Source organism: Marinobacter flavimaris (genome assembly GCF_045057155.1).
In the GTDB taxonomy this organism is placed as follows: Bacteria; Pseudomonadota; Gammaproteobacteria; order Pseudomonadales; family Oleiphilaceae; genus Marinobacter; species Marinobacter manganoxydans.
In genome coordinates this window covers 4,220,790-4,239,672 of record NZ_CP171359.1, presented here as the reverse complement: position 1 = coordinate 4,239,672, position 18,883 = coordinate 4,220,790, and the positions used below count along the sequence as shown (strand labels likewise).

General features: G+C 59.9%; 16 protein-coding genes. 6 read left to right on the top strand and 10 right to left on the bottom strand.

Features of this window, described 5'->3' with window-relative positions; translation table 11 throughout:
* Positions 1–20: 20 nt before the first annotated feature.
* The gene (locus tag ACGK9W_RS19755; RefSeq protein ID WP_008173249.1) at positions 21–1,898 is read left to right on the top strand and encodes a sodium:proton antiporter; all 1,878 of its coding nucleotides are present in this window, start codon (positions 21–23) and stop codon (positions 1,896–1,898) included.
* On the opposite strand, the gene ACGK9W_RS19750 is transcribed toward ACGK9W_RS19755, so the two are convergent.
* The 4 genes from ACGK9W_RS19750 to ACGK9W_RS19735 form a co-directional block, all read right to left on the bottom strand.
* A complete protein-coding gene (locus ACGK9W_RS19750; RefSeq protein ID WP_008173247.1) occupies positions 1,884–2,867 on the bottom strand; it encodes an NADP-dependent oxidoreductase in 984 nt (327 codons plus the stop codon). The genes ACGK9W_RS19755 and ACGK9W_RS19750 overlap by 15 nt on opposite strands.
* An 81-nt stretch (positions 2,868–2,948) precedes the next feature.
* Entirely contained in the window at positions 2,949–3,410 is a 462-nt protein-coding gene (locus ACGK9W_RS19745; RefSeq protein WP_288367059.1) for a thioesterase family protein, read from the bottom strand.
* Positions 3,410–4,495, bottom strand: a complete 1,086-nt coding sequence (locus ACGK9W_RS19740) for an SMP-30/gluconolactonase/LRE family protein (RefSeq protein WP_008173243.1) — start codon at positions 4,493–4,495, stop codon at positions 3,410–3,412. Before ACGK9W_RS19740 ends, ACGK9W_RS19745 begins: the two co-directional genes overlap by 1 nt.
* A 101-nt stretch (positions 4,496–4,596) precedes the next feature.
* Positions 4,597–5,394, bottom strand: coding sequence for an alpha/beta fold hydrolase (locus tag ACGK9W_RS19735; RefSeq protein WP_008173240.1), 798 nt, complete (start codon positions 5,392–5,394; stop codon positions 4,597–4,599).
* A 389-nt stretch (positions 5,395–5,783) separates the two neighbouring features.
* Between ACGK9W_RS19735 and ACGK9W_RS19730 the strand changes: the two genes are divergently transcribed.
* The 3 genes from ACGK9W_RS19730 to ACGK9W_RS19720 all read left to right on the top strand — a co-directional run bounded on the left by ACGK9W_RS19730 (position 5,784) and on the right by ACGK9W_RS19720 (position 9,051).
* Positions 5,784–6,860 (top strand): AraC family transcriptional regulator, encoded by a 1,077-nt coding sequence (locus ACGK9W_RS19730; protein ID WP_008173236.1) that lies wholly within the window; start codon positions 5,784–5,786, stop codon positions 6,858–6,860.
* On the top strand, positions 6,860–8,290 hold the full coding sequence (gene cls / locus ACGK9W_RS19725) for a cardiolipin synthase (protein ID WP_008173235.1): 1,431 nt from the start codon (positions 6,860–6,862) through the stop codon (positions 8,288–8,290). The genes ACGK9W_RS19730 and cls overlap by 1 nt, the downstream gene beginning before the upstream one ends.
* An 83-nt stretch (positions 8,291–8,373) precedes the next feature.
* Positions 8,374–9,051 (top strand): GntR family transcriptional regulator, encoded by a 678-nt coding sequence (locus ACGK9W_RS19720; protein WP_008173234.1) that lies wholly within the window; start codon positions 8,374–8,376, stop codon positions 9,049–9,051.
* 6 nt (positions 9,052–9,057) lie between these two features.
* Here the strand turns inward: ACGK9W_RS19720 and ACGK9W_RS19715 are convergent, their stop codons facing one another.
* Positions 9,058–11,274 (bottom strand): patatin-like phospholipase family protein, encoded by a 2,217-nt coding sequence (locus ACGK9W_RS19715; protein WP_405418303.1) that lies wholly within the window; start codon positions 11,272–11,274, stop codon positions 9,058–9,060.
* Between the two features lie 7 nt (positions 11,275–11,281).
* The gene (locus ACGK9W_RS19710) at positions 11,282–11,887 is read right to left on the bottom strand and encodes a hypothetical protein (RefSeq protein WP_405418300.1); all 606 of its coding nucleotides are present in this window, start codon (positions 11,885–11,887) and stop codon (positions 11,282–11,284) included.
* A gap of 218 nt (positions 11,888–12,105) precedes the next feature.
* Between ACGK9W_RS19710 and ACGK9W_RS19705 the strand changes: the two genes are divergently transcribed.
* Complete coding sequence (locus ACGK9W_RS19705) at positions 12,106–12,471, top strand: hypothetical protein (RefSeq protein WP_008173227.1); 366 nt, start codon at positions 12,106–12,108, stop codon at positions 12,469–12,471.
* Positions 12,472–12,483: 12 nt separating this feature from the next.
* Here the strand turns inward: ACGK9W_RS19705 and ACGK9W_RS19700 are convergent, their stop codons facing one another.
* Positions 12,484–15,285 (bottom strand): ATP-binding protein, encoded by a 2,802-nt coding sequence (locus tag ACGK9W_RS19700; RefSeq protein ID WP_405418296.1) that lies wholly within the window; start codon positions 15,283–15,285, stop codon positions 12,484–12,486.
* Positions 15,286–15,381: 96 nt separating this feature from the next.
* Here ACGK9W_RS19700 and ACGK9W_RS19695 point away from each other — a divergent pair, with 96 nt between their 5' ends.
* Positions 15,382–15,615 (top strand): DUF2789 domain-containing protein, encoded by a 234-nt coding sequence (locus ACGK9W_RS19695; protein WP_008173223.1) that lies wholly within the window; start codon positions 15,382–15,384, stop codon positions 15,613–15,615.
* On the opposite strand, the gene ACGK9W_RS19690 is transcribed toward ACGK9W_RS19695, so the two are convergent.
* The 3 genes from ACGK9W_RS19690 to ACGK9W_RS19680 all read right to left on the bottom strand — a co-directional run bounded on the left by ACGK9W_RS19690 (position 15,609) and on the right by ACGK9W_RS19680 (position 18,878).
* Positions 15,609–17,102 carry a GGDEF domain-containing protein gene (locus ACGK9W_RS19690; protein WP_053114168.1) on the bottom strand — a complete coding sequence of 498 codons (1,494 nt, stop codon included), beginning with the start codon at positions 17,100–17,102 and terminating at the stop codon, positions 15,609–15,611. The genes ACGK9W_RS19695 and ACGK9W_RS19690 overlap by 7 nt on opposite strands.
* A gap of 68 nt (positions 17,103–17,170) precedes the next feature.
* Positions 17,171–18,103, bottom strand: coding sequence for a tyrosine recombinase XerC (gene xerC, locus ACGK9W_RS19685; protein WP_008173215.1), 933 nt, complete (start codon positions 18,101–18,103; stop codon positions 17,171–17,173).
* A 28-nt stretch (positions 18,104–18,131) separates the two neighbouring features.
* A complete protein-coding gene (locus tag ACGK9W_RS19680) occupies positions 18,132–18,878 on the bottom strand; it encodes a DUF484 family protein (RefSeq protein WP_008173212.1) in 747 nt (248 codons plus the stop codon).
* Positions 18,879–18,883: the final 5 nt, after the last annotated feature.

The following is an 18,883-nucleotide window of genomic DNA, read 5'->3' as shown; positions in this document are numbered from 1 at the left end:
TCAACGGAACTGAAACCATTATGCCAGTCAGCACTGTCCTGCTTCTTGCCAGCATTGGCGTTTTATCATTGTTCTGCCAGTGGCTTGCCTGGCGCGTGCGTATGCCCGCCATCCTGTTCCTGCTGGCTGGCGGCATTGCCGCCGGGCCTGTTCTCGGCTTCCTGTCCCCGGAAGTGGTTTTCGGGGACCTGCTGTTCCCGGTCATTTCCCTGGCCGTTGCCATCATCCTGTTTGAGGGCAGCCTGACCCTGCGCTACGAGGAGATACGGGGCCATGGCAAAATGGTCCGCAACCTCATTCCGGTCGGCTCCATTGTCACCTGCATCATCGGCACCCTGGCTGCCCGCTGGCTTCTGGATGTCTCCTGGGCAGTCGCCCTGCTGTTTGGCGCCATCTCGATTGTCACCGGCCCGACGGTTATCGCGCCGCTGCTGCGCTCCGTGCGACCCGATTCGAAACTGGCCAACATACTGCGCTGGGAAGGCATCATCATTGACCCCGTTGGCGCTCTGCTGGCGGTTCTGGTATTCGAGGGGATTGTCTCCTGGGGCCAGGGCAACGTGTTTGGCCACTCGTTGTATATCTTTGGAAAAACCCTGGCTGTGGGTTTTGTGATCGGTGCCGTGGCCGGGTATCTCAACGGCATCGTATTGCGCAAGCACTGGATTCCGCAGTACCTGCATAACGCTGGCACACTCACTTTCATGCTCGGCGTCTATGCCATTTCGAACGAACTGGCCCATGAGTCTGGCCTGCTGACCGTGACCATCATGGGCATCTGGATGGCCAACATGAAGCAGGTGCCTATAGAGAGCATTCTGGAGTTCAAGGAATCCCTGAGTGTTCTCCTGATTTCGGCCCTGTTCATTATTCTGGCGGCGCGGGTTGAGTTTGCGGCGATTGCCGAATTGGGTTGGGGCCTGGTGGCTGTGCTGGCCCTGCTGATGCTGGTAGCCCGCCCCCTGAGTATTTTCCTGTCGGCCATCGGCACCAACCTGAACTTGCGGGAAAAGCTATTTCTGAGCTGGATCGCCCCCCGGGGCATCGTCGCGGCCGCGGTGTCAGCGCTGTTCGCTTTCCAGCTGCAGAAGTTGGGTTATGAGAGTGCCGGCGCCCTGGTACCCCTGGTGTTTATGCTGATTATCGCCACCGTTACTCTGCAGAGCCTCACCGCACGGCCGGTTGCCCGCCTATTGAAGGTCGCGGAACCAGCGGAATACGGCTTCCTGATCCTGGGCGCCAATCCGGTGGCCCGTATGATTGGCATGGCCCTGAAAAAGTATGAGGTGCCCGTGACCCTGGCGGACACCAACTGGGAAAACGTCCGTCAGGCCCGCATGGAGAACCTGCAGGTGTACTTCGGCAACCCGGTTTCCGAGCATGCATCGACCCATCTGGACCTGACAGGCATCGGTAAGCTGCTGGTGATCTCCCCGTACAAGCACATGAACTCACTGGCCACGTACCACTTCCTGGACTGGTTCGGAAACAAGTGCGTGTTCAGCCTGGCCGAAGGTGATCAGGACCAGAAGGCCCGGCATCAGACGGCTGAAAAAATACAGATGACCCGGGGCCTGTTCGATGGCGTCAGCTACGCCAAGCTGGCCAGTCTGGTGAGCCAGGGCTACACCGTAAAGACCACCCAGTTGAGTGAGGAATTCGGTTACGAGGAGTTCCTGAACAAATACCAGAACCAGGCCCTGGTGCTGTTCACGTTCGACAGCAAGGAACACGTCGCCCCGGTTTGCAGCATGAAAGACCTGAAACCGGAAAACGACTGGATCCTGATCAGCCTGGTACCGCCCCAGGCCCGCAAGGAGCGCAAGGAGAAAGAGGGAGGAGAACCATCGGCCAGCCAGGATCAACCGGCCGATCAGGAACCCTCATCGACAATCTAGCACCAGCTTGCCGCGCACGTGCCCGCCTTCCAGCAGTTCGTGGGCCTGCGCGACATCGTCCAGCGCGAACGCCTTTTCGATGTGCACCTTGACGTCGCCGTCCTCAATCAGCTCGGCAATCTCATCCAGGTGAAACACGTCGGGACGCACAGTCATGCCATGGGCGCGTAAACCCATTTCCTCGGCAGCACTGATGATTTCGTCGGCGGTAACCGTCGGGATGGTCACGAGGACTCCATGTTCGCCGAGCGTGTGCAGGGAGCGTTTGCCGGTATCACCGCCAACAAGGTCCAGTACCACGTCCAGACCATAGCACTCTTCGGCGATATCCGTGTTGCGGTAGTCAATCACCTCGTGGACCCCGAGTTCCGCCAGGAAATCCCGGTTACCGGCCGAGGCCGTTGCAATGACATGGGCACCGCGCTCCAATGCAAACTGCACCGCAAAATGCCCCACGCCACCGGCGCCGGCGTGGATCAGGATTTTCTGCCCCGACTCAAGTTTCGCCATCTCGAACAGAGCCTGCCATGCGGTCAGTGCCGCCAGGGGCAAGGCACCTGCAGACACCAGGTCCAGTTCTTCCGGCACGATGGCCAGTTCATCGGCCGCGGCCAGGGCATACTGCGCATAACCGCCACCGCCGGCCGGGAATCCGACCATGCCCATGACCCGGTCACCGGGCGCCAGGGTGGTCACGTTGGCACCTACTCCGACAACCTCTCCGGCGACATCGTAACCGGGCGTCCACGGCAACGAATTCTCGATCTGCCGCGCCGCGAAACCAAGCCCCTTCCGGGTTTTCCAGTCGATCGGATTGAGCCCGGCACCGTGCACCCTGACGAGCACCTGATCGTCTCCGGGGACTGGCACATCGGCCGAGACCACTTGCAGGACGTCACGCTCACCAAAGCGATCGTAGATCACATGGCGCATCGTGGCTTCAGCGTTCTGATCGGCAGTATTTTCCATGAAGATCTCCGGACAACAGGTTAAACGGGATTGGCTTTGAACAAGATTAGCTGAAGTAAAGCACAAAAGACCTCGGGTGACCTACAGCCCTTTGCCTCCGGCTACCACAGCGGAACCGAGAATCTCGGCGAACTCTTTGGGCGCACGGGCAGGCCGCTGGCTTTTCAGATCAACACAGGCGTGAGTGGAAACGGCCCTGACCAGGGTTCTGCCATCCGAGGGACGAACGAGCTGGAACTGCCGTGCAGACCGGAACCGACCATCGTAATCGGTGAGCCAGGTCCCCAGAACCAGTTGATCGCCGGCGTTCGCCGAGGCCAGGTAATCGATTTCCGTTCGGGTAATGGCCATCGCCTTGCCGGTTTTCTCGTGCAATTCCCAGGTCATACCCAGGCTTTCTATGTGGGCCCAACTGACGTCTTCCAGCCACCGTACGTAAACAACGTTGTTGGCGTGCCCAAGCCGATCGGTATCCTCGGGCCGCACCGCTATTTCGATCGTGAAAGGCGCCGGCAGATCCCAGTCAATATCGTGTTGCAGCATCAGTTGCTGTCCCCCAGACCCGGAATGGCCTGCAACGGTAGCCGACCAATACGATCATTGTGAAGTGAACCAAAGTACAGGTTGCCATCGTGAGGATTCACTGAGGTGATTTCCTGCAAATGGGTCCCCCGAGTGTCGTGGAGACTGGTAATAACCTCACCGTCCCGGTCGAACGCGATCACAAGACCATATTCTTGTGGCGCAGGTTTCAGGCTGCTCGGGAGTTTAGCCACCAGATCCTTGAGCCAGGGCCGGGGGTGCATGGCGTCCATCCTCGAATCTCTGAGGGTAGGAAACGCCACCCAGTAGCGCCCCTGATCATCCACCGCGAGGTTATCGGGAAAACCGGGCAGATTGTCGGCAAAGACTTCCGCCTGGCCGGCTTTGGGCCCGTGAATCCAGTATCGGAGGATGCGGTATTTCCAGGTTTCGTTAACCAGCACATAGTCGCCCTCCGGAGATACCGCAACACCATTGGCAAAATGCAGGTTGGCCAGGAGAACCTCGGCCTTGCCGGTTTTTGGAGAGTAGCGGAGCAGGCGGCCATGGGGACGCATTTCCAGAAGATCCAGCATGTATTCCGGCTGATGGAACTTGGAGCTGGCGTCGGTGAAATAAATGCGCCCGTCATCGGCAATGTCGACGTCATCGGTGAAGCGGAACAGCGTTCCCTCCGCCTCGCGGGCCAGTACGGTGATCTCGCCCTCAGGACTGATAGACAGCAGCCCCCGCCAGGAATCTGCAACGATGAGATTGCCCTGGCTGTCAAACACCACGCCCAGGGGCCGACCATCGGTGGACAACCAGTTTTCAACCCGGCCATCCGGGAACACCCGCACGATGAAGCCATCCTGGGTGCCGGTATAAAGCACACCATCCTCGCTCACGGCTGTATCCTCGGGGCCGTATACCTGGCCCCTGGCGATCAGGTCCGCAAGCCTCAGGCGCTCATTTGGCGCAACCTCACCGGTCAGCGGAGGCGGCGATGGGGGGTTCCAGGCTTTGCTGTCGACGGGCGAGGGAGTCAGCAGGAAACTGCCAAGCAGCAGGAAGACAACCAGCAAACCCACCATCAGCCATTTCATACACTCTGCCCGCCTGTTGTTGTGTCCATTCCGTGTGTCAGCGATTGGCCCACCTTAGCAGACGGGCCGGTGAGCAGGAAAATGCCCTACGCAGGACACCATCATTCATCGGCGCTGAGGAAACGGCGGCACAGGGCAGCAAAGGAGTCGGCTTTCTCAGCGTGCAGCCAGTGGCCGGTCCCCTGGATAATACGCAGCTGTGCCTGCGGGAACAGTCGCTGGATATCATCCCGGTGTTTTTCCTGGATGTAGGCCGAATCCGCGCCCTTCAGAAACAGCACAGGACCATCAAACGGGCCATCACCCTCCGGCGCCCTGGCCAGATGTTCATAGCAGGCATCGATAACCGGCAGATTGAGCCGCCACCGGAACATTGGCCCGCCCTCCTGCTGGTCTTCGCGGGGAATCCGTTCCAGGTTTTTCAGCAGGAACTGGCGAACACCCGGCTCTTCGACAAAATCTGCCATCAGCCTGTCTGCGTCCTGACGGGAACGCACACCGGTCAGATCCATGCTGGTCAACCCGTCCAGAATAGCATCGTGCCGGGGTTTGTAGTTTACCGGGGCAATGTCGGCCACGATCAGTTTTTCCACGCGCTCCGGAGCCTGGAGGGCAACCTGCATCGCCACCTTGCCACCCATGGAATGACCCAGCAGGCTCACCTTGTCCAGCGCCTGGGCGTCCATGTAGGCGATGACGTCGGCGGCCATGGCCGGATAGTCCATGGTATCCGTGTGGGGCGAACTCCCGTGGTTGCGCTCGTCCAGTGCGTGAATCTGCCACTGGTCTTCCAGACGGCGGGCGATACCCCCCAGGTTGTCCAGGGAGCCGAACAGCCCGTGCAGCAGTATCAGGGGCGGGCCTTCGCCGGTAATGCGGTGGTTCAGCGCAACAGTCATGGGCAGTCAGTCTCCGGATTGGTCTGCGTTCTCAGACCGGATACATTACCACTGCCAGTCTTGCGAGCAAGTGCCGGTATTAGCGGTCATTTTCCGTGGACGAAAAAAAGCCGGGCAAAGCCCGGCTTGAAGGTCATAGACGTGACGTCTGAAGGATCAGCAATAGAAGATGCTGTTCAGATACTCGGCAAGCTCAATCACGTTTTTACGCTCAAGCTCGGTATGAGGTACGAAAATTTCCTGTTCCATAAAACACCTCCTGATTGCTTTTCCATTGCTTCAACCTGATACGTTGATGCTATCGTTAAAGCCACGGGTAACCCTTGACAGGCCGTTGCACCCACTTGACATTTTGTATCAGTCATCATGACAGGTCGTTAACTATCAACGTGACATCTGCCCAATCAGACTCCACCAGCGCACCCCTGGTCGCTGCCTCCAGCACGCTGGCGCTGGTTCACTATCTGGAACGCCAGGGTGTTCTCAATGCGCCAAGGGTGGAACAGCTGACCGGGCTGGCCATGTCGGAGCTCACCGACCCGGACCGGCGCGTGCCCGCCGATGCCCATTACCGGCTGTGGGAACACGCCGAGCTGGTAACGGGCGATCCGGCTGTCGGGCTGCACGCCGGAAAAGTGGTGGATCCCGAGCGGATGGGACTGGTCGGGCATGTGTTTTTCAACTGTGACACCCTGGGTGAAGCCGTTACCCAGTACGTGCGCCTGCATCGGCTGATCAACGAGTCGGTATTCCTGAGCTTCGAACAGACCGCCGACCAGGCCATTCTCTGCTGGCAACCGGACATGGCCGAACATTACTGCCGGCAGGATATGGACCGGACCCTGGCTGCGGCCATCACCCGCACCCGCCACTTCATTCATCCGGGCATCCGGGCGGAATGGGTAGAGATCGCCCATCCGGCGCCGGTGTACGCCGACGAGTACGAAAAGCTTCTCGGTGGCCCGGTGCGGTTTGATTGCGGTATTACCCGGCTGGCGTTCAACAGCCGGCATCTGGGGCACCCGATACCACGCCGCAATCCCTACGTGTATTCGGCAGTACTGAAGCAGGTCAATACGCTGCTGGCGAGGCTTCAGAGCCGCCGCTCGTTCGGCCGCAGGATTCGCCGACTGATCTCGAAGCAGATGGCGACCGAAAGAATCGATGCCGACAGCCTTGCCCGGCAATGCCATATGAGCCGCCAGACGCTCTACCGCAAGCTCAAGAAGGAAGGCCTGAGCTTCCATGGCCTGGTTGAGCAGGTTCGCCAGGACAAGGCGCTCAGGTATGTTGCGGCCGACCAGTACGCTCTGGGTGAAATTGCTTTTCTGCTGGGTTTTTCAGAGCTCAGCGCCTTCAGCCGGGCGTTCAAGCGCTGGACCGGCACCTCACCGGCAGAGTACCGGGCAAGGCATCTGGCCACATCGGGGCCCTACGGCCACCAGGCAGATGAGGGAGCGCAATGATGGACGAGCTGTCTCTCGTTGCACTGGTGGTCGGGGCCGTTTACCTGGGCGCATTTGCCTGTATTTACCGTATTCTTCTGACCTATCGGACATCACAGGGTGCCATTGCCTGGGTCATTGCCCTGATCGGCCTGCCCTACCTGGCTGTGCCCATGTTCGTGCTGTTCGGGCGGCATCGGTTTGGCGGCTACGTGAAAGCCCGACGGCTTGGCGACGAATCCCTGACCAATCTGCTGAACCGGTTCGAGCAGCAAACAACCTCCATACCCATCCCCGCCAGCGAACGGTTCACCGACGAACTTCAGGTGCTCTGCCGACTGGGCCGGCAGCCGTTCACCGATGGCAACCGATGTACCCTGCTCAGGGACGGTGAGGCCACGTTCGAGGCCCTGTTCGAAGCCATGGAAGACGCCGAGCACTATATCCTGCTGGAATTCTACATCGTGCGGTCAGACCGGGTTGGCCGCCGGATCAAGTCAATTCTCGAGCGCAAACTGGCCCAGGGTGTGGAAGTCTGGTTTCTGTATGACGACATTGGCAGCGTCTGGCTGCCGCGCAAATACCTGAACCAGCTCGCCGCCGCCGGCGCCCGCGTGGCCTCGTTCGGTAACGGCAACATCCGCCGGAGGCGGTTCCAGATCAATTTCCGGAACCACCGGAAACTGCTGGTCTGCGACGGCAAGATCGGCTTTGTGGGTGGCATCAACCTGGGGGACGAATACCTGGGCACTGCCATGGACCAGGAACCCTGGCGCGATACCCACTGCCGGATTGAGGGTCCGGCCGTCACCGGCCTGCAGCTGGCATGGCTGGAAGACTGGAACTGGGCCAGCAACGATTTTCCCAGCCTCGACTGGGCGCCGGTCGACAACCAGCCCGGCGACGACGAGGTGCTGATGCTGCCAACAGGACCTGCGGACAGCGGGGAAACCTGCACACTGTTTTTCCTCAATTGCATCAATAATGCCCGCACCCGGCTCTGGATCGCCTCGCCCTATTTTGTTCCGGATTTCCAGATCATGAACGCCCTTCAACTGGCGGCGCTCCGGGGCGTGGACGTACGAATCCTGATTCCGGAGAAATCGGACAGCCGCCTGATTGGCCTGGCGGCTTACTCTTACCTCGTCCAGGCCTGCAAGACCGGCATCGGCATCTATCGCTACCAGCCTGGCTTCATGCATCAGAAAGTGATCCTGGTGGATGATCGATACGCGGCGGTGGGAACCGCCAACATGGACAACCGCTCGATGCGACTGAATTTCGAGATCACCGCCATAACCACCGCAAGGCATTTCATCCGGAGTGTGGAATCCATGCTGGAACACGATCTGGACAATTCCCGCCTGATGATCGAGAGCGACTACAAGGATCGGTCGATCCTGTTCCGCCTGTGTTGCCGGGCCGTCCGCCTGCTGGCGCCACTGCTATAGGCCATCCGTCCACTGGCTCCGGAATAGCCGATGTGCGACTATGCCAGGACGATTCAGCCAGTATGCAGTAGCGACAGATCACCATGAATGCCTTCAAGCCCAGAGAAACACTGACCGAACAGGTCGCACGCCACATCGAAAACCTGATTGCCTTTGGCCAGCTGCGCTCCGGTGAACGGATCTACGAGGGCGCCATGGCGAAACAGATGGACGTCAGTCATGGATCCATACGGGAAGGCTTGCTGCTGCTGGAGAAGCGGCATCTGGTCCGCAACGTACCCCGCAAAGGCGCGTTCGTGACTCCGCTGGATGAATACTTCGTTCGCAGCCTGTACGAGACTCTGGAGCTCTACCTCACCCACACCGGTCGCAAGCTGGTGCGTCACTGGCAGCCCGAGGACATGGCCCGGCTGGAGAGCCTGTATGAGCAGATGCAGGCCTGCTACAGGAAAAACGATCTTATGGCGTTTCTGGAGCTGGGCATTGAGTACACCAAGGCATCGCTGGCCTATGCCGACAACTACTTCATTGTCTCTGCCATTGATGACCTCTGGCCTTCGGCAAAGCGCTGTGCCTTCGTCGCCTTCCAGGAAGGAGGCAATCGTGTCATTGAGGACAACCTGTCCCACATGGAACAGTCAATCAGTGCCATCAAGGATCGGGATGAGGATCGCCTGGCAGACATCCTGCACCGCTATGCCCTGCAACAATGCCAGCAGGTTCTCACTGCCATTGAAAAGACCGGCAGCAGAACGGCCTGAAGGCACTCAGTAAAAGAGCTGGGTGAACGAGAAACCAATGTTCAGGTAGGCCGTCCAGTTGTCTTCGTTGTTGTAGGCTGCGGCCACCTGAACCGGGCCGAGGAAGGTATCCACGCCGGCGAATACGCTGGACGATTTCACCGAACTGTCCCAGCTCGCCTCATCCAGAGAGGGCCAGGCATTACCCGCCTCGAACCCGGCGCCAACGAACCAGGGCAGCAGCGGGCCGCCAAAGGTCTGGCTGGCATAGGCTGAAACCATTAACGCGTTGTCTCCGGTAATCTCACCCGGCGCGTATGCCGATAGCCGGCGGAATCCACCCAGGCGGACGGCATTTTCAATTCCGGGAGTGCCCCGGGTTACCGCATGGCCGAAGACCAGTCCGGTCAGGGTCAGGCCTTTCCAGCTTCCGGTTCCCAGCGCCAGGCCGGTTACCGAATCGAACTCCCGGTCGGATCCCAGGCCCTCCCGTTCAAAACGTCCACGAAGGCCGGCAAAGCCACCGTCGCGAGGATAGAAAGTATCGTCCAGAGAGTCGTGTACCAGTTGCACGGCCAGCCCACCCTGGTGCACCGACCCCTCCGGCGCTACCGGTTGTCCGATCTGCTCGTCAACCGTGGCATAGCCCCGCGCATAGATCAGGCGAACTTCGGCATTGCCGCCGATTTCCATGCCCAGTGCCAGATCCGCTTTCCGGAAGGTCACATCCACCTCCGTAACGCGGGTTCCGGCGGCATCAAACAGGCTGAAGGTATCCCGGGAGTACTCGCCACCGAGCACCAGAAACCGCTCATAGCCGTAATCCAGCGGCTGATACCACTGGCTGCGAACCCAGGGCTCGGTGCCCAGCTGAACACCGGTCTGCCACTCCCCGCCCAGGGCATTGAGCTCGGTCATTCGAAGGGAAGAGGCAAGATTGAACCGGGTTTCCCCGTCAAAGTTATCCTCATAACTCAAACCGAAAGACAGGTAGTTCGGCCCCCAGCTCTTCTCCTGGACGCGGATGGTCAGAACGGTTCCCTCGGGCAAAGACGAGGTCGAATAAGACACAATCTCGTAATAGCCAAGCCCGTAGATCCGTTTGAGGTCGGCTTCCAGGCGGGCGGTGTCCAGTGGCTCTCCGATTCTCTGCCGGATTCGTTCCTTGAGGAAGTCCCGGGCCAACCGACGACTGTCTTCGATCTCGATGCGTGACACGATACGCGCACCCGCGTCCTGCGCTGACACGCTGTCCCGCCAATCGGCCCAGGCCTTGCGGGATAATGCCAACGGACGCAGTTCGACGCCGTGTTCCCGGGCCGAGCTGGCGCCCAGCTCAAACAGAACCGGCGCATCGTAAAAGTCAGCGGAGGTGTAGCCTTCGAGATCGGGGCGGATCAGAACTTCGTCATCGGCGAGCAGATCCAGCTGCTGGTCGGTGTTCCGACGGGTCATGATGGTTGTGAGTTGACCGACAACGGAAAACGCGCCCCGCAGCTCGTCGGTTTCCATCAGACTGTCGGTAATATCCACTGCGATGATGATGTCAGCGCCCAAATCCCTGGCAACGCTGATGGGCAGGTTATTGGCGACGCCCCCATCCACCAGCAACTGGCCATCACGTTCCACCGGCGCGTATACCCCGGGAATACTCATGCTGGCACGGATGGCCTCGGACAGGTTACCGTCACCGATGACCACCTGCTCACCGGTCTCGAGATCGGTGGCAACGGCCCGGAAGGGGATGGGGAGCCTGTCGAAGTCTTCAACCAGGGCGGCGTTGCGGGTCAGCTCGTTGAGGATAAAACCAAGATTCTGCCCGGCAATCAGCCCGCCGCCGACACGCAGGCCATCGGCGCGAACACCGATGCCCGGGACCACCGGAAACCGCCAGTCATCCTGCTTGCGCCGAACCGGCTTGTAGACCCGGCCGGGATCGTCGCGAAAGCTGGAAAGCCAGTCCATCTCGATAAAGCGCTGCTCGATGTCACTGACCGGCATACCACTGGCATACAGGGCACCGACTGCGGAACCCGCGCTGGTGCCAACCACCAGATCAACAGGAACCCGCATTTCCTCCAGAACCCGCAGCACGCCAACATGGGCCATACCCTTGGCGCCGCCGCCACTCAGAACCAGCCCTACCTTGGGACGCTCCTCAGCCGAAGCCAGTGGTGCCAGGAGAATCATGATGACGGCGATCAGTCGAGGGGCATTCCGGCCCCAGGGGTTGCACTGGCTCACAATTGGGTTATTTCCGCTCGGAGGAGTCGTCGTCCGCCAGTGACAGGTGGGATACGTCAGGTATCATCGGCGGCGGCAGGTCACGCTCGACACCCAGATCACTACCAGCCGGAGCCAGGCTCCACTCGTCCAGATGCTGAAACATCGGTGGCTCCACTTCGGTCTTCTCTGTCAGGTTGACCCCGACCGGATCCAGACTCAGACCGGAGCCGGAAAGTATCGTATCCACCTTCTCTCCCGCCACCGGCAGACGATCGCCAGGCTCGGTTTCAGGAACCCCACGGCGCTGCTCTTCAGCCGGCGGGGCAGAGGGCGTCGGTTCCGGACGGGGCTGACTTGCGGGGGCCGACGGGGCCTGCTGTCGTGCCGCACTGGCAGCAGGCCGGGCGTCAGCCATCGGCTGGACATAAGCTACCATGCCGTGCTTTTTCAATACCGCCCGGTATTTTTCAGCCTGAACCTCTTCCAGCTTGTTGCGAATAACCACCGGCTGACCACTGAACATGCGATCAACCTGATCAAGAGAAGCCTTGAACAGGGTTCTGGCATTGTTGCGCGCCGTTTCCAGATCCGTTCCGGGAACGCATTCCCCTTTAAAGACAAGCTGAAACATGCGTTTTCCTCTCTAAGTCCGTCTTACCCACATCATAGTTGATCGTGCACCGGACCGGGAGCCCGAAAGCCCGGTCGTCACTGTATCGAGACTGCAAACAATTGAAAAATTAATGTCACATATCACGCAAAATGCGACAGACTCTGCAATAATCAACGGTAACCAAACTTTACACTTGGTTACAGATTAACCGGAATGTCACCAGGGAGTGGCCTCCAATGACGATCACACGCTCACTTCGCCTCGCTGCCACAGCCCTTTTGCTGTCGGCACCGCTTGTTCATGCCGAAAATCTTGATGTACTCATGAGCCAGGTGTTTCCGGAAGCCCAGGCGACCTATATCGGGTACGAGAGCGTTGAACGACAGGATATCCCCGCCAGCGCGGCGGTCGAGCGCAAATACCTGATTGTGGATTTCCGCCTGGCTTCTAACGACATGGCATCTGAACAGCTTCAGGCCAGCGTGCACAAGGTCTGCATGACTCTGCTGAAAGACCGCGACCTGATCCGCCAACTCTCGGATTCCGGTTACGACATGGTCTCGGTCGCTTTCGACCGTCGCTCGCAGTTCGATTGTCTGTAACCCACCCGGCTCTTACTCTTCGCGGCCGAGCAGCTTCGGGAAGGCCTCAAGAGCACTGTTGACCGCGTCCAGATTGAATGCCTCGACATCCGCAAGCAGCTTCTCCCCGTAACGGGTAACGGAGCGTGACCGGAATCGCTGGCCCCAGGCCAGCACCCGGCGTGCAAAGTCTTTCATCTGCTCCGGATCGCCACTCTCTCTCACAGCTTCCCACTCGTCACCAAAATCCGCCGCGAGCTGTTCCCTGAGCCAGCCCCGCTCCTGCATGCTGAGAGTCTGGGCCAGCAGCCGGTCGGATTCCTTGGGAACGCCCTCGTCTTCCGCCTGTTCCACCGTCGCCTCAACCCGGGGCAAGGTCACCGTAAAGACCGAACCGGAACCTTGCTCACTCTCAACTTCCAGCTCGCCGCCCATCATACGGGCCAGCTTCCGGCTGATGGCCAACCCGAGACCGGTTCCACCATAGCGCCGCGTATTCTGCCCCTCCTGCTGCTCAAAGGCATCGAAAATACGCTCCACCTGATCTGGCGGGATACCGATACCGCTATCGCTGACCGTGACGATCAACTTGTAATACTGGCGTTCCGGCGCTTCCGGGTTCTGTTCCGCTTCTGCCGACCGCTTCTTGAGCGGCTTCGCGGTTGCCCGAACTGTGACACCACCATCGTGGGTGAACTTGATGGCGTTGCCGACCAGATTGAACAGAACCTGCCGAAGACGGGTTTCATCCAGCATCATGGCGCCGGGCATTCGCGAGTCGACACTCACTTCCAGGGTTATGCCCTGCTCCCGGGCCCGCAGATCGAAAATGTGGCGAACATCATCCAGGAGACGACGGACCGATACGGCGGAATAGTCCAACCGCATTTTTCCCGCCTCGATTCGGGACAGGTCCAGAATGTCGTTGATCAGCATCAGCAGACTTCGACTTCCCGCCCGGATGGCGTCCAGGTAATTGCGCTGCTGCGGGTCGGTAACACTGTTGCTGAGCAGATCGCTATAGCCGATCACCGCGTTCATCGGCGTTCGTATTTCGTGGGACATATTGGCCAGGAACTCACTCTTGGCCAGGCTGGCGGCCTCCGCCTCCCGGGCCAACCTCTCGGCTTCGAGCTTGGCGGCCCGCAACTCGTCTTCGCTCCGGCGCAGGGCATTCTCCGAACGGATACGCTCATCCACCTCCCGCGACAACTTGCGGTTCCAGTACAGGAAGATCAGCACGACCAGGATGGCGATCAGCACCACCCGCCGCACCACGGTGTAATCGGTCTCCTGCTCGATATCCAGATGAATCCACCTGTTGTAGATGGATTCTGTCTCGCTGGCTTCGAGACTGCCCAGCGCCTTGTTCAGCACCCGGTGCAGCTCAGGGTTGTCCTTGCGTACGGCCAGTCGCAGGTCGTACTGGTAGGGAGTGATGCTGGTAATCCTTAGGTTTGACAGTCCCAGCCGGGCGACTGTGTAGCTGACCGCCGGAATATGGGTAACCATGACATCCAGGTCGCCGTTGGATAGCGCCAGAAGCCCCTCCTCCACCGTATCCATCGGGTAAAGATCCAGGTTCGGATGATTGATCAACAGGTAATCGTGGGCCGCATGCCGGTTCACCACACCCACCCGTTCCGTGCGGAGTTCCCGGAGATCGCCGATAAAGCGACCGTCGTCCCGGATGGCAAGGGCGATGGGCACGGTCAGATAGGCCCGGGTAAACAGGAATGCCTCTTCGGTGCGCGGCGTCCGGGACAACCCGGGAAGAATATCCACCTCGCCCGAACGCAGCTTCTCTTCAGCATCCATGCGGCTTCCAGCGACAGTGCGCGTAAACCGCACGTTCAGCTCGGTTTCCAGCCGGGTCAGCAAATCCGGGACCAGGCCGGTGGGCCGGCCGTCCTGGGTGTATTCAAACGGCGGCCAGTCCGCGCGAAACGCGACTTTCAGATCCGGGTGCTGCTTGAGCCACTCCATATCCGATCCGGACAATTCCAGGCCACTTCGTTCGAGGGACGGCTGATCGGCCTGCAGCCATGACTGGCGGATGGTGCGGTGCTCGTTATGGCCGATTGCGGCAATGGCCTTGTCCAGCACCTGGTAAAGAAGGTCCCGATCGGTATCCACCCGCAACACCACATCTACCGGGCTGTTATCGAGCAGTACCGACAGACCGATCCCATTCACCATCGCCGACTGGAGGTAATCGGACACCACGGGCACCGGCGCCAGAAACGCATCGGCCTGCCCCGAAAGAATCTGGCCGACGGCTTCGCTGACGTTGCTGACCGGCACCGGCGTAAACTCCTCGACGGGGTCCAGCATGGGATACTGGTTGGGGTCACCGGCAATAACCGCAATCCGGCTGCCCTCAAGATCGGCAAGGGTCCGGATGGCCGCATCGCCGGCGCTGACGAACACGCCATAGGTAAGAGACATCAGGGGATCGGTGAAACGCTTGCCGGGCACCACCGGCATCCCCGGCATTCTGGTGGTCAGAACCGCATCGGTTGCCAGCTCACTCCTGACCGGGCCGCTATCCTGCCCGATCTCCAGGACGATGGGCTCCATGGCGACGCCCAGTTTGTCGGAGAGCCGGGCAAGGTAGTCAATGTAGGTCCCAGCAAGCACTCCATTGCCGGTATCGAAAACCAGCGGCACCTGATCGCTGCGAAGACCGATACGAAACCGGTCCTGCCCTTCCAGCCAGGTCAGCTCCTCTTTGCCTAGCACGGGGCCCGGCGATGCTTGCGGCGGTTCCGCCCGCAGGGGGGATTGAAACAGCGCCAACAGGCAGCATAGTAGAAAGGCAAGGGTAACCTTCACTGGATATCCTTAAGGGTTCCGCTACATTTCAGGGAACAATACCTGCAAACGCCATTGATTTCATTCAGGCAAACGGCCAACGGGAGACGAATGTCCATGGACACCAGCAAACACACCCTCAGTACTCTGTTCGAGCAGCTAGGCCTGGCGTCCGACGCCAAAAGCATTGAGGATTTTGTCGCCAGGTACTCGCCCCTGCCGAGCGAAGTTGCCATCCAGGATGCTCCCATCTGGTCCGAAAGCCAGTCTCACTTCCTGGAAGAAGGCCTGGAGGAAGACAGCGACTGGGCGGAGGTGATCGACGAGCTGGACGCAATGATGCGTCACTGAACGTCGGCACTGTCGCTGATCATCACCTGGTCCCGGCCGGCGTCCTTGGCCTGATAGAGGGCCCGGTCGGCCCGGTCGAACACCGACTCCTCGGTGTCGCCGGCAATGAATCCCGCCAGGCCGGCTGAGAAGGTCACAGTCACCGGCTCGCCGCGGAAGTGGAACGGCAGCTTGCCGACATGTTCCCGCAACTTGTCCACCACTGCTCGCGCGTCTGAAGGTTCGGTTTCCGGGAACAACACCACGAATTCCTCGCCGCCAAAACGAGCCACAAAGTCCGTGGTGCGCAAGCGATCCCTGAACTCCCTCGCAACCAGCTGCAACACCCTGTCGCCGGCCTTGTGACCATAGGAGTCGTTGATCCGTTTGAAAAGATCGATATCCAGCACACCGATGGTCAACGGATGGCTGTAGCGTTGCCAGCGGTTGTACTCGAATGACAGTCGCTCCTGCCAGGCTTCACGGTTGGGCAACTCGGTAAGCAGGTCGGTCATGGCCCGGAGCCGCTCCTTACGGACCTGTTCCTGCATCTGCTCGGAGTGGGCCTCCATGGCCGCCACTTTCTCCTGCATGGCCTCAAGCTGCTCGGAGAGCGCACGCTCGCGCTCGGATTCCTGGGTACGGAAACGGCCTACCGCCTGACCAATGGACTCAAGATGACGACTGACCGACTGTTTTAGGTCCTGAAGGTCATCGCTCTCCTGCAAACGTTGCCCAACCCGCTCAATTTCCTCGCGGATCTCCCGATCAAGGTGCTCTGAGGCATCCAATCGGCCGGACTGGGCCGAAGACTGGGCCGAGAAGTGTTCCCTCAACAGCTCCAGACGTTCATCGAGACGCTTGAGAAAGGCTTCGAACTCGCGCTTGCTCCGGGTAACCGCAGCGATGACCAGCTCAGCCACATGGTTCAGGCCTTCGCGCAATTCATCCCAGTCGTTACTGGCCAGGAGAGATTGCTGCAACGCCCGGGCCCGGGCCTCGGCGGCAGGCTCAAGGGAGACCTGGGTAAGCATCTGACCCAACAGCTGGCCCACACGGCGGGCAATGCGCAACCGCTGAACGTTGTCCTCGACATCCTGGTCATTGCCCGGGAGGGACTCCGGCTGCTCGCTGCTTTCCGGTAAAGGTTCCGCGCTGACCTGTTGCTGCTGTTGCTGGGGCTCTTGCTCTGGTTCTCGCGCCAGACGGGAGAAAAAGGAAGGCTTCCTGTCGTTGGCCGACTGGCGCTCATCGAGCAGGGCGACCTGGCGATCAATCTGATCCTGCAAGTCCTTCCAGGCGTCCACATCTACCCGGTTTTTCCGCAGGTCCTTCCGGATGCGAGCCAGTAACCGATCCAGCTCCGGGGTCTGGCCTTCGGAGGCGAGACTGGTGCGCACCAGCATGCGTTCAAGGGTATTCCGCTCCGCCTTCCACTGCTTTTCCCGATTGTCTGCAGACTCGAGTTCCTGAAGGTATTTTTCCTTCCAGGACTGATCCGATGCCATGGAGCGCTCCCGCCTATCCTTGCTGTACTGTTGATGTGTGAAAAACCCCTGGATGACCCTTGCTGGCCTCAGGAACTCTCGTCACTGGTCTTACCATGATACCGATCGCGTCGTGCTCTGGGGTGACTCTGGTCATAAACCCGCGCCAAATGTTGAAAATCAAGATGAGTATAGACCTGGGTCGTGGCAATGTCGGCATGGCCCAGAAGTTCCTGTACGGCACGAAGGTCACCACTGGATTCAAGCATGTGGCTGGCAAACGAGTGTCGCAGCAGGTGCGGATGGAGCTTCTGGTCGGCACCACGGCTGATTCCCCAACGGCTAAGGCGGGCCTGGATACTTCGGTGGCTGAGTCTTTCGCCCCGCTGGCTGACGAACAGAGCAGCCTCACCGTCATTGGCCAGCGCCGCTCTGTACGGTAGCCAGGCCTGTATGGCTGAAATGGCTTTTCGTCCGACGGGCAGCAGCCGTTCCTTGTCACCCTTACCCATCACGCGAACCTCACCACTGCGCAGATCGACGGTATCCAGATCCAGGCTTGCCAGCTCCGCCAGCCGCAACCCGGAAGAATACATCAGCTCGAACATACATAGATCCCGCACTTCCAGGGGATCGTCCGGCTGTCCGTCCAGTAGATGATTCAGTTGATCCACATCTGCAACGCGAGGCAGACGGCGGCCACTCTTGGGGGCCCGGATATCCAGCGCCGGATTATCCGATGCCAGCTTCTCCCTGAGCAGGAACTGGTAAAAACGGCGGGTCGCCGAGAGATGTCTGGCAATGCTCCGGCCTGACAACCCCTCCCGGCTGAGCGTCGCGACGTAGCGGCGCAGGTCGTGGTTGGTCACCCGTTGCCAGGCAACGAATCCACTGCGGCCCAGCCAGTCCGCCAGACGCAAAAGGTCGCGCTGGTAGCTGTCGCAGGTTCTCGGAGAATGGCGTTTTTCAGAAGCCAGGTGCCGGATAAATTCCGCCAGCGGCCCGGTCAGCTCATTGGGCACTGCCGGACTCTCCGGGGCTTCTGACACGTTAGCGGGACTCCGTCGCCATGTCGGTGACCGGAGCAGCCGCTGTGTGGCGCTGCACCATGGGCGGCAGCAGGCGGCTGAGTGTGTCGCTGATGTAGCTCAGGAACAGGGAACCCATGCTCTGGTCGAAATAGCCGGGCTGGCAGCTACCGACCGCAAACACGCCCACCAGCTCATCATGCCTCAGCGGCACCAGGGCGACCGAGGCAATGGGTTCTTCACGGTCCGGGAACAGGAACTCCCGTTCGCTTTCACGGAACTGACCGCACACAGCCCTCTCGCCTTCCAGCAGGCTGCCCAGGCGCTCACGGGCCGCAGAAGGACTGACCACATGCAGGGCGCCTTGAGAGGCCTCAGGCAGCTCGACATCGGTAAACAACAACACGGAAGCGGCGTCGAGACCGAAATCACCACGGATACTGTCATCAATGGCAGCAGCCATATCGTTGAGCGTCCGCGCTTCAATCACCTGCATCAGCAAACGCTTGCTCTTCTCGAACAACCGGTCGTTGTGGCGGGCGATGGATACAAGCTCTACCAACTCCCTGCGCAGGGTATCCCGCTGCTCCCGGAACAGATGCACCTGGCGTTCGACCAGCGAAATGGCCCGGCCACTGTCGTGGGGCAGGGTCAGGCTGCGCAGCAGCTCATCCTGGTCGATGAAGAAATCGGGGTTGGCGCGCAGGTAATCCGCCACCTCTTCCCGGGTGAGCTCACCGGCCTTCTGGCGGGCCGTTTGTTCTGTCATGGAGT

What these genes read in the sequence shown, in the direction of transcription:
- ACGK9W_RS19755 (WP_008173249.1), top strand. Translation starts at nt 21, where the DNA reads ATGCCAGTCAGCACTGTCCTGCTTCTTGCCAGCATTGGCGTTTTATCA.
- ACGK9W_RS19750 (WP_008173247.1), bottom strand. Translation starts at nt 2,867, where the DNA reads ATGGAAAATACTGCCGATCAGAACGCTGAAGCCACGATGCGCCATGTG.
- ACGK9W_RS19745 (WP_288367059.1), bottom strand. Translation starts at nt 3,410, where the DNA reads ATGCTGCAACACGATATTGACTGGGATCTGCCGGCGCCTTTCACGATC.
- ACGK9W_RS19740 (WP_008173243.1), bottom strand. Translation starts at nt 4,495, where the DNA reads ATGAAATGGCTGATGGTGGGTTTGCTGGTTGTCTTCCTGCTGCTTGGC.
- ACGK9W_RS19735 (WP_008173240.1), bottom strand. Translation starts at nt 5,394, where the DNA reads ATGACTGTTGCGCTGAACCACCGCATTACCGGCGAAGGCCCGCCCCTG.
- cls (WP_008173235.1), top strand. Translation starts at nt 6,860, where the DNA reads ATGGACGAGCTGTCTCTCGTTGCACTGGTGGTCGGGGCCGTTTACCTG.
- ACGK9W_RS19720 (WP_008173234.1), top strand. Translation starts at nt 8,374, where the DNA reads ATGAATGCCTTCAAGCCCAGAGAAACACTGACCGAACAGGTCGCACGC.
- ACGK9W_RS19710 (WP_405418300.1), bottom strand. Translation starts at nt 11,887, where the DNA reads ATGTTTCAGCTTGTCTTTAAAGGGGAATGCGTTCCCGGAACGGATCTG.
- ACGK9W_RS19705 (WP_008173227.1), top strand. Translation starts at nt 12,106, where the DNA reads ATGACGATCACACGCTCACTTCGCCTCGCTGCCACAGCCCTTTTGCTG.
- ACGK9W_RS19695 (WP_008173223.1), top strand. Translation starts at nt 15,382, where the DNA reads ATGGACACCAGCAAACACACCCTCAGTACTCTGTTCGAGCAGCTAGGC.
- ACGK9W_RS19690 (WP_053114168.1), bottom strand. Translation starts at nt 17,102, where the DNA reads ATGGCATCGGATCAGTCCTGGAAGGAAAAATACCTTCAGGAACTCGAG.
- ACGK9W_RS19680 (WP_008173212.1), bottom strand. Translation starts at nt 18,878, where the DNA reads ATGACAGAACAAACGGCCCGCCAGAAGGCCGGTGAGCTCACCCGGGAA.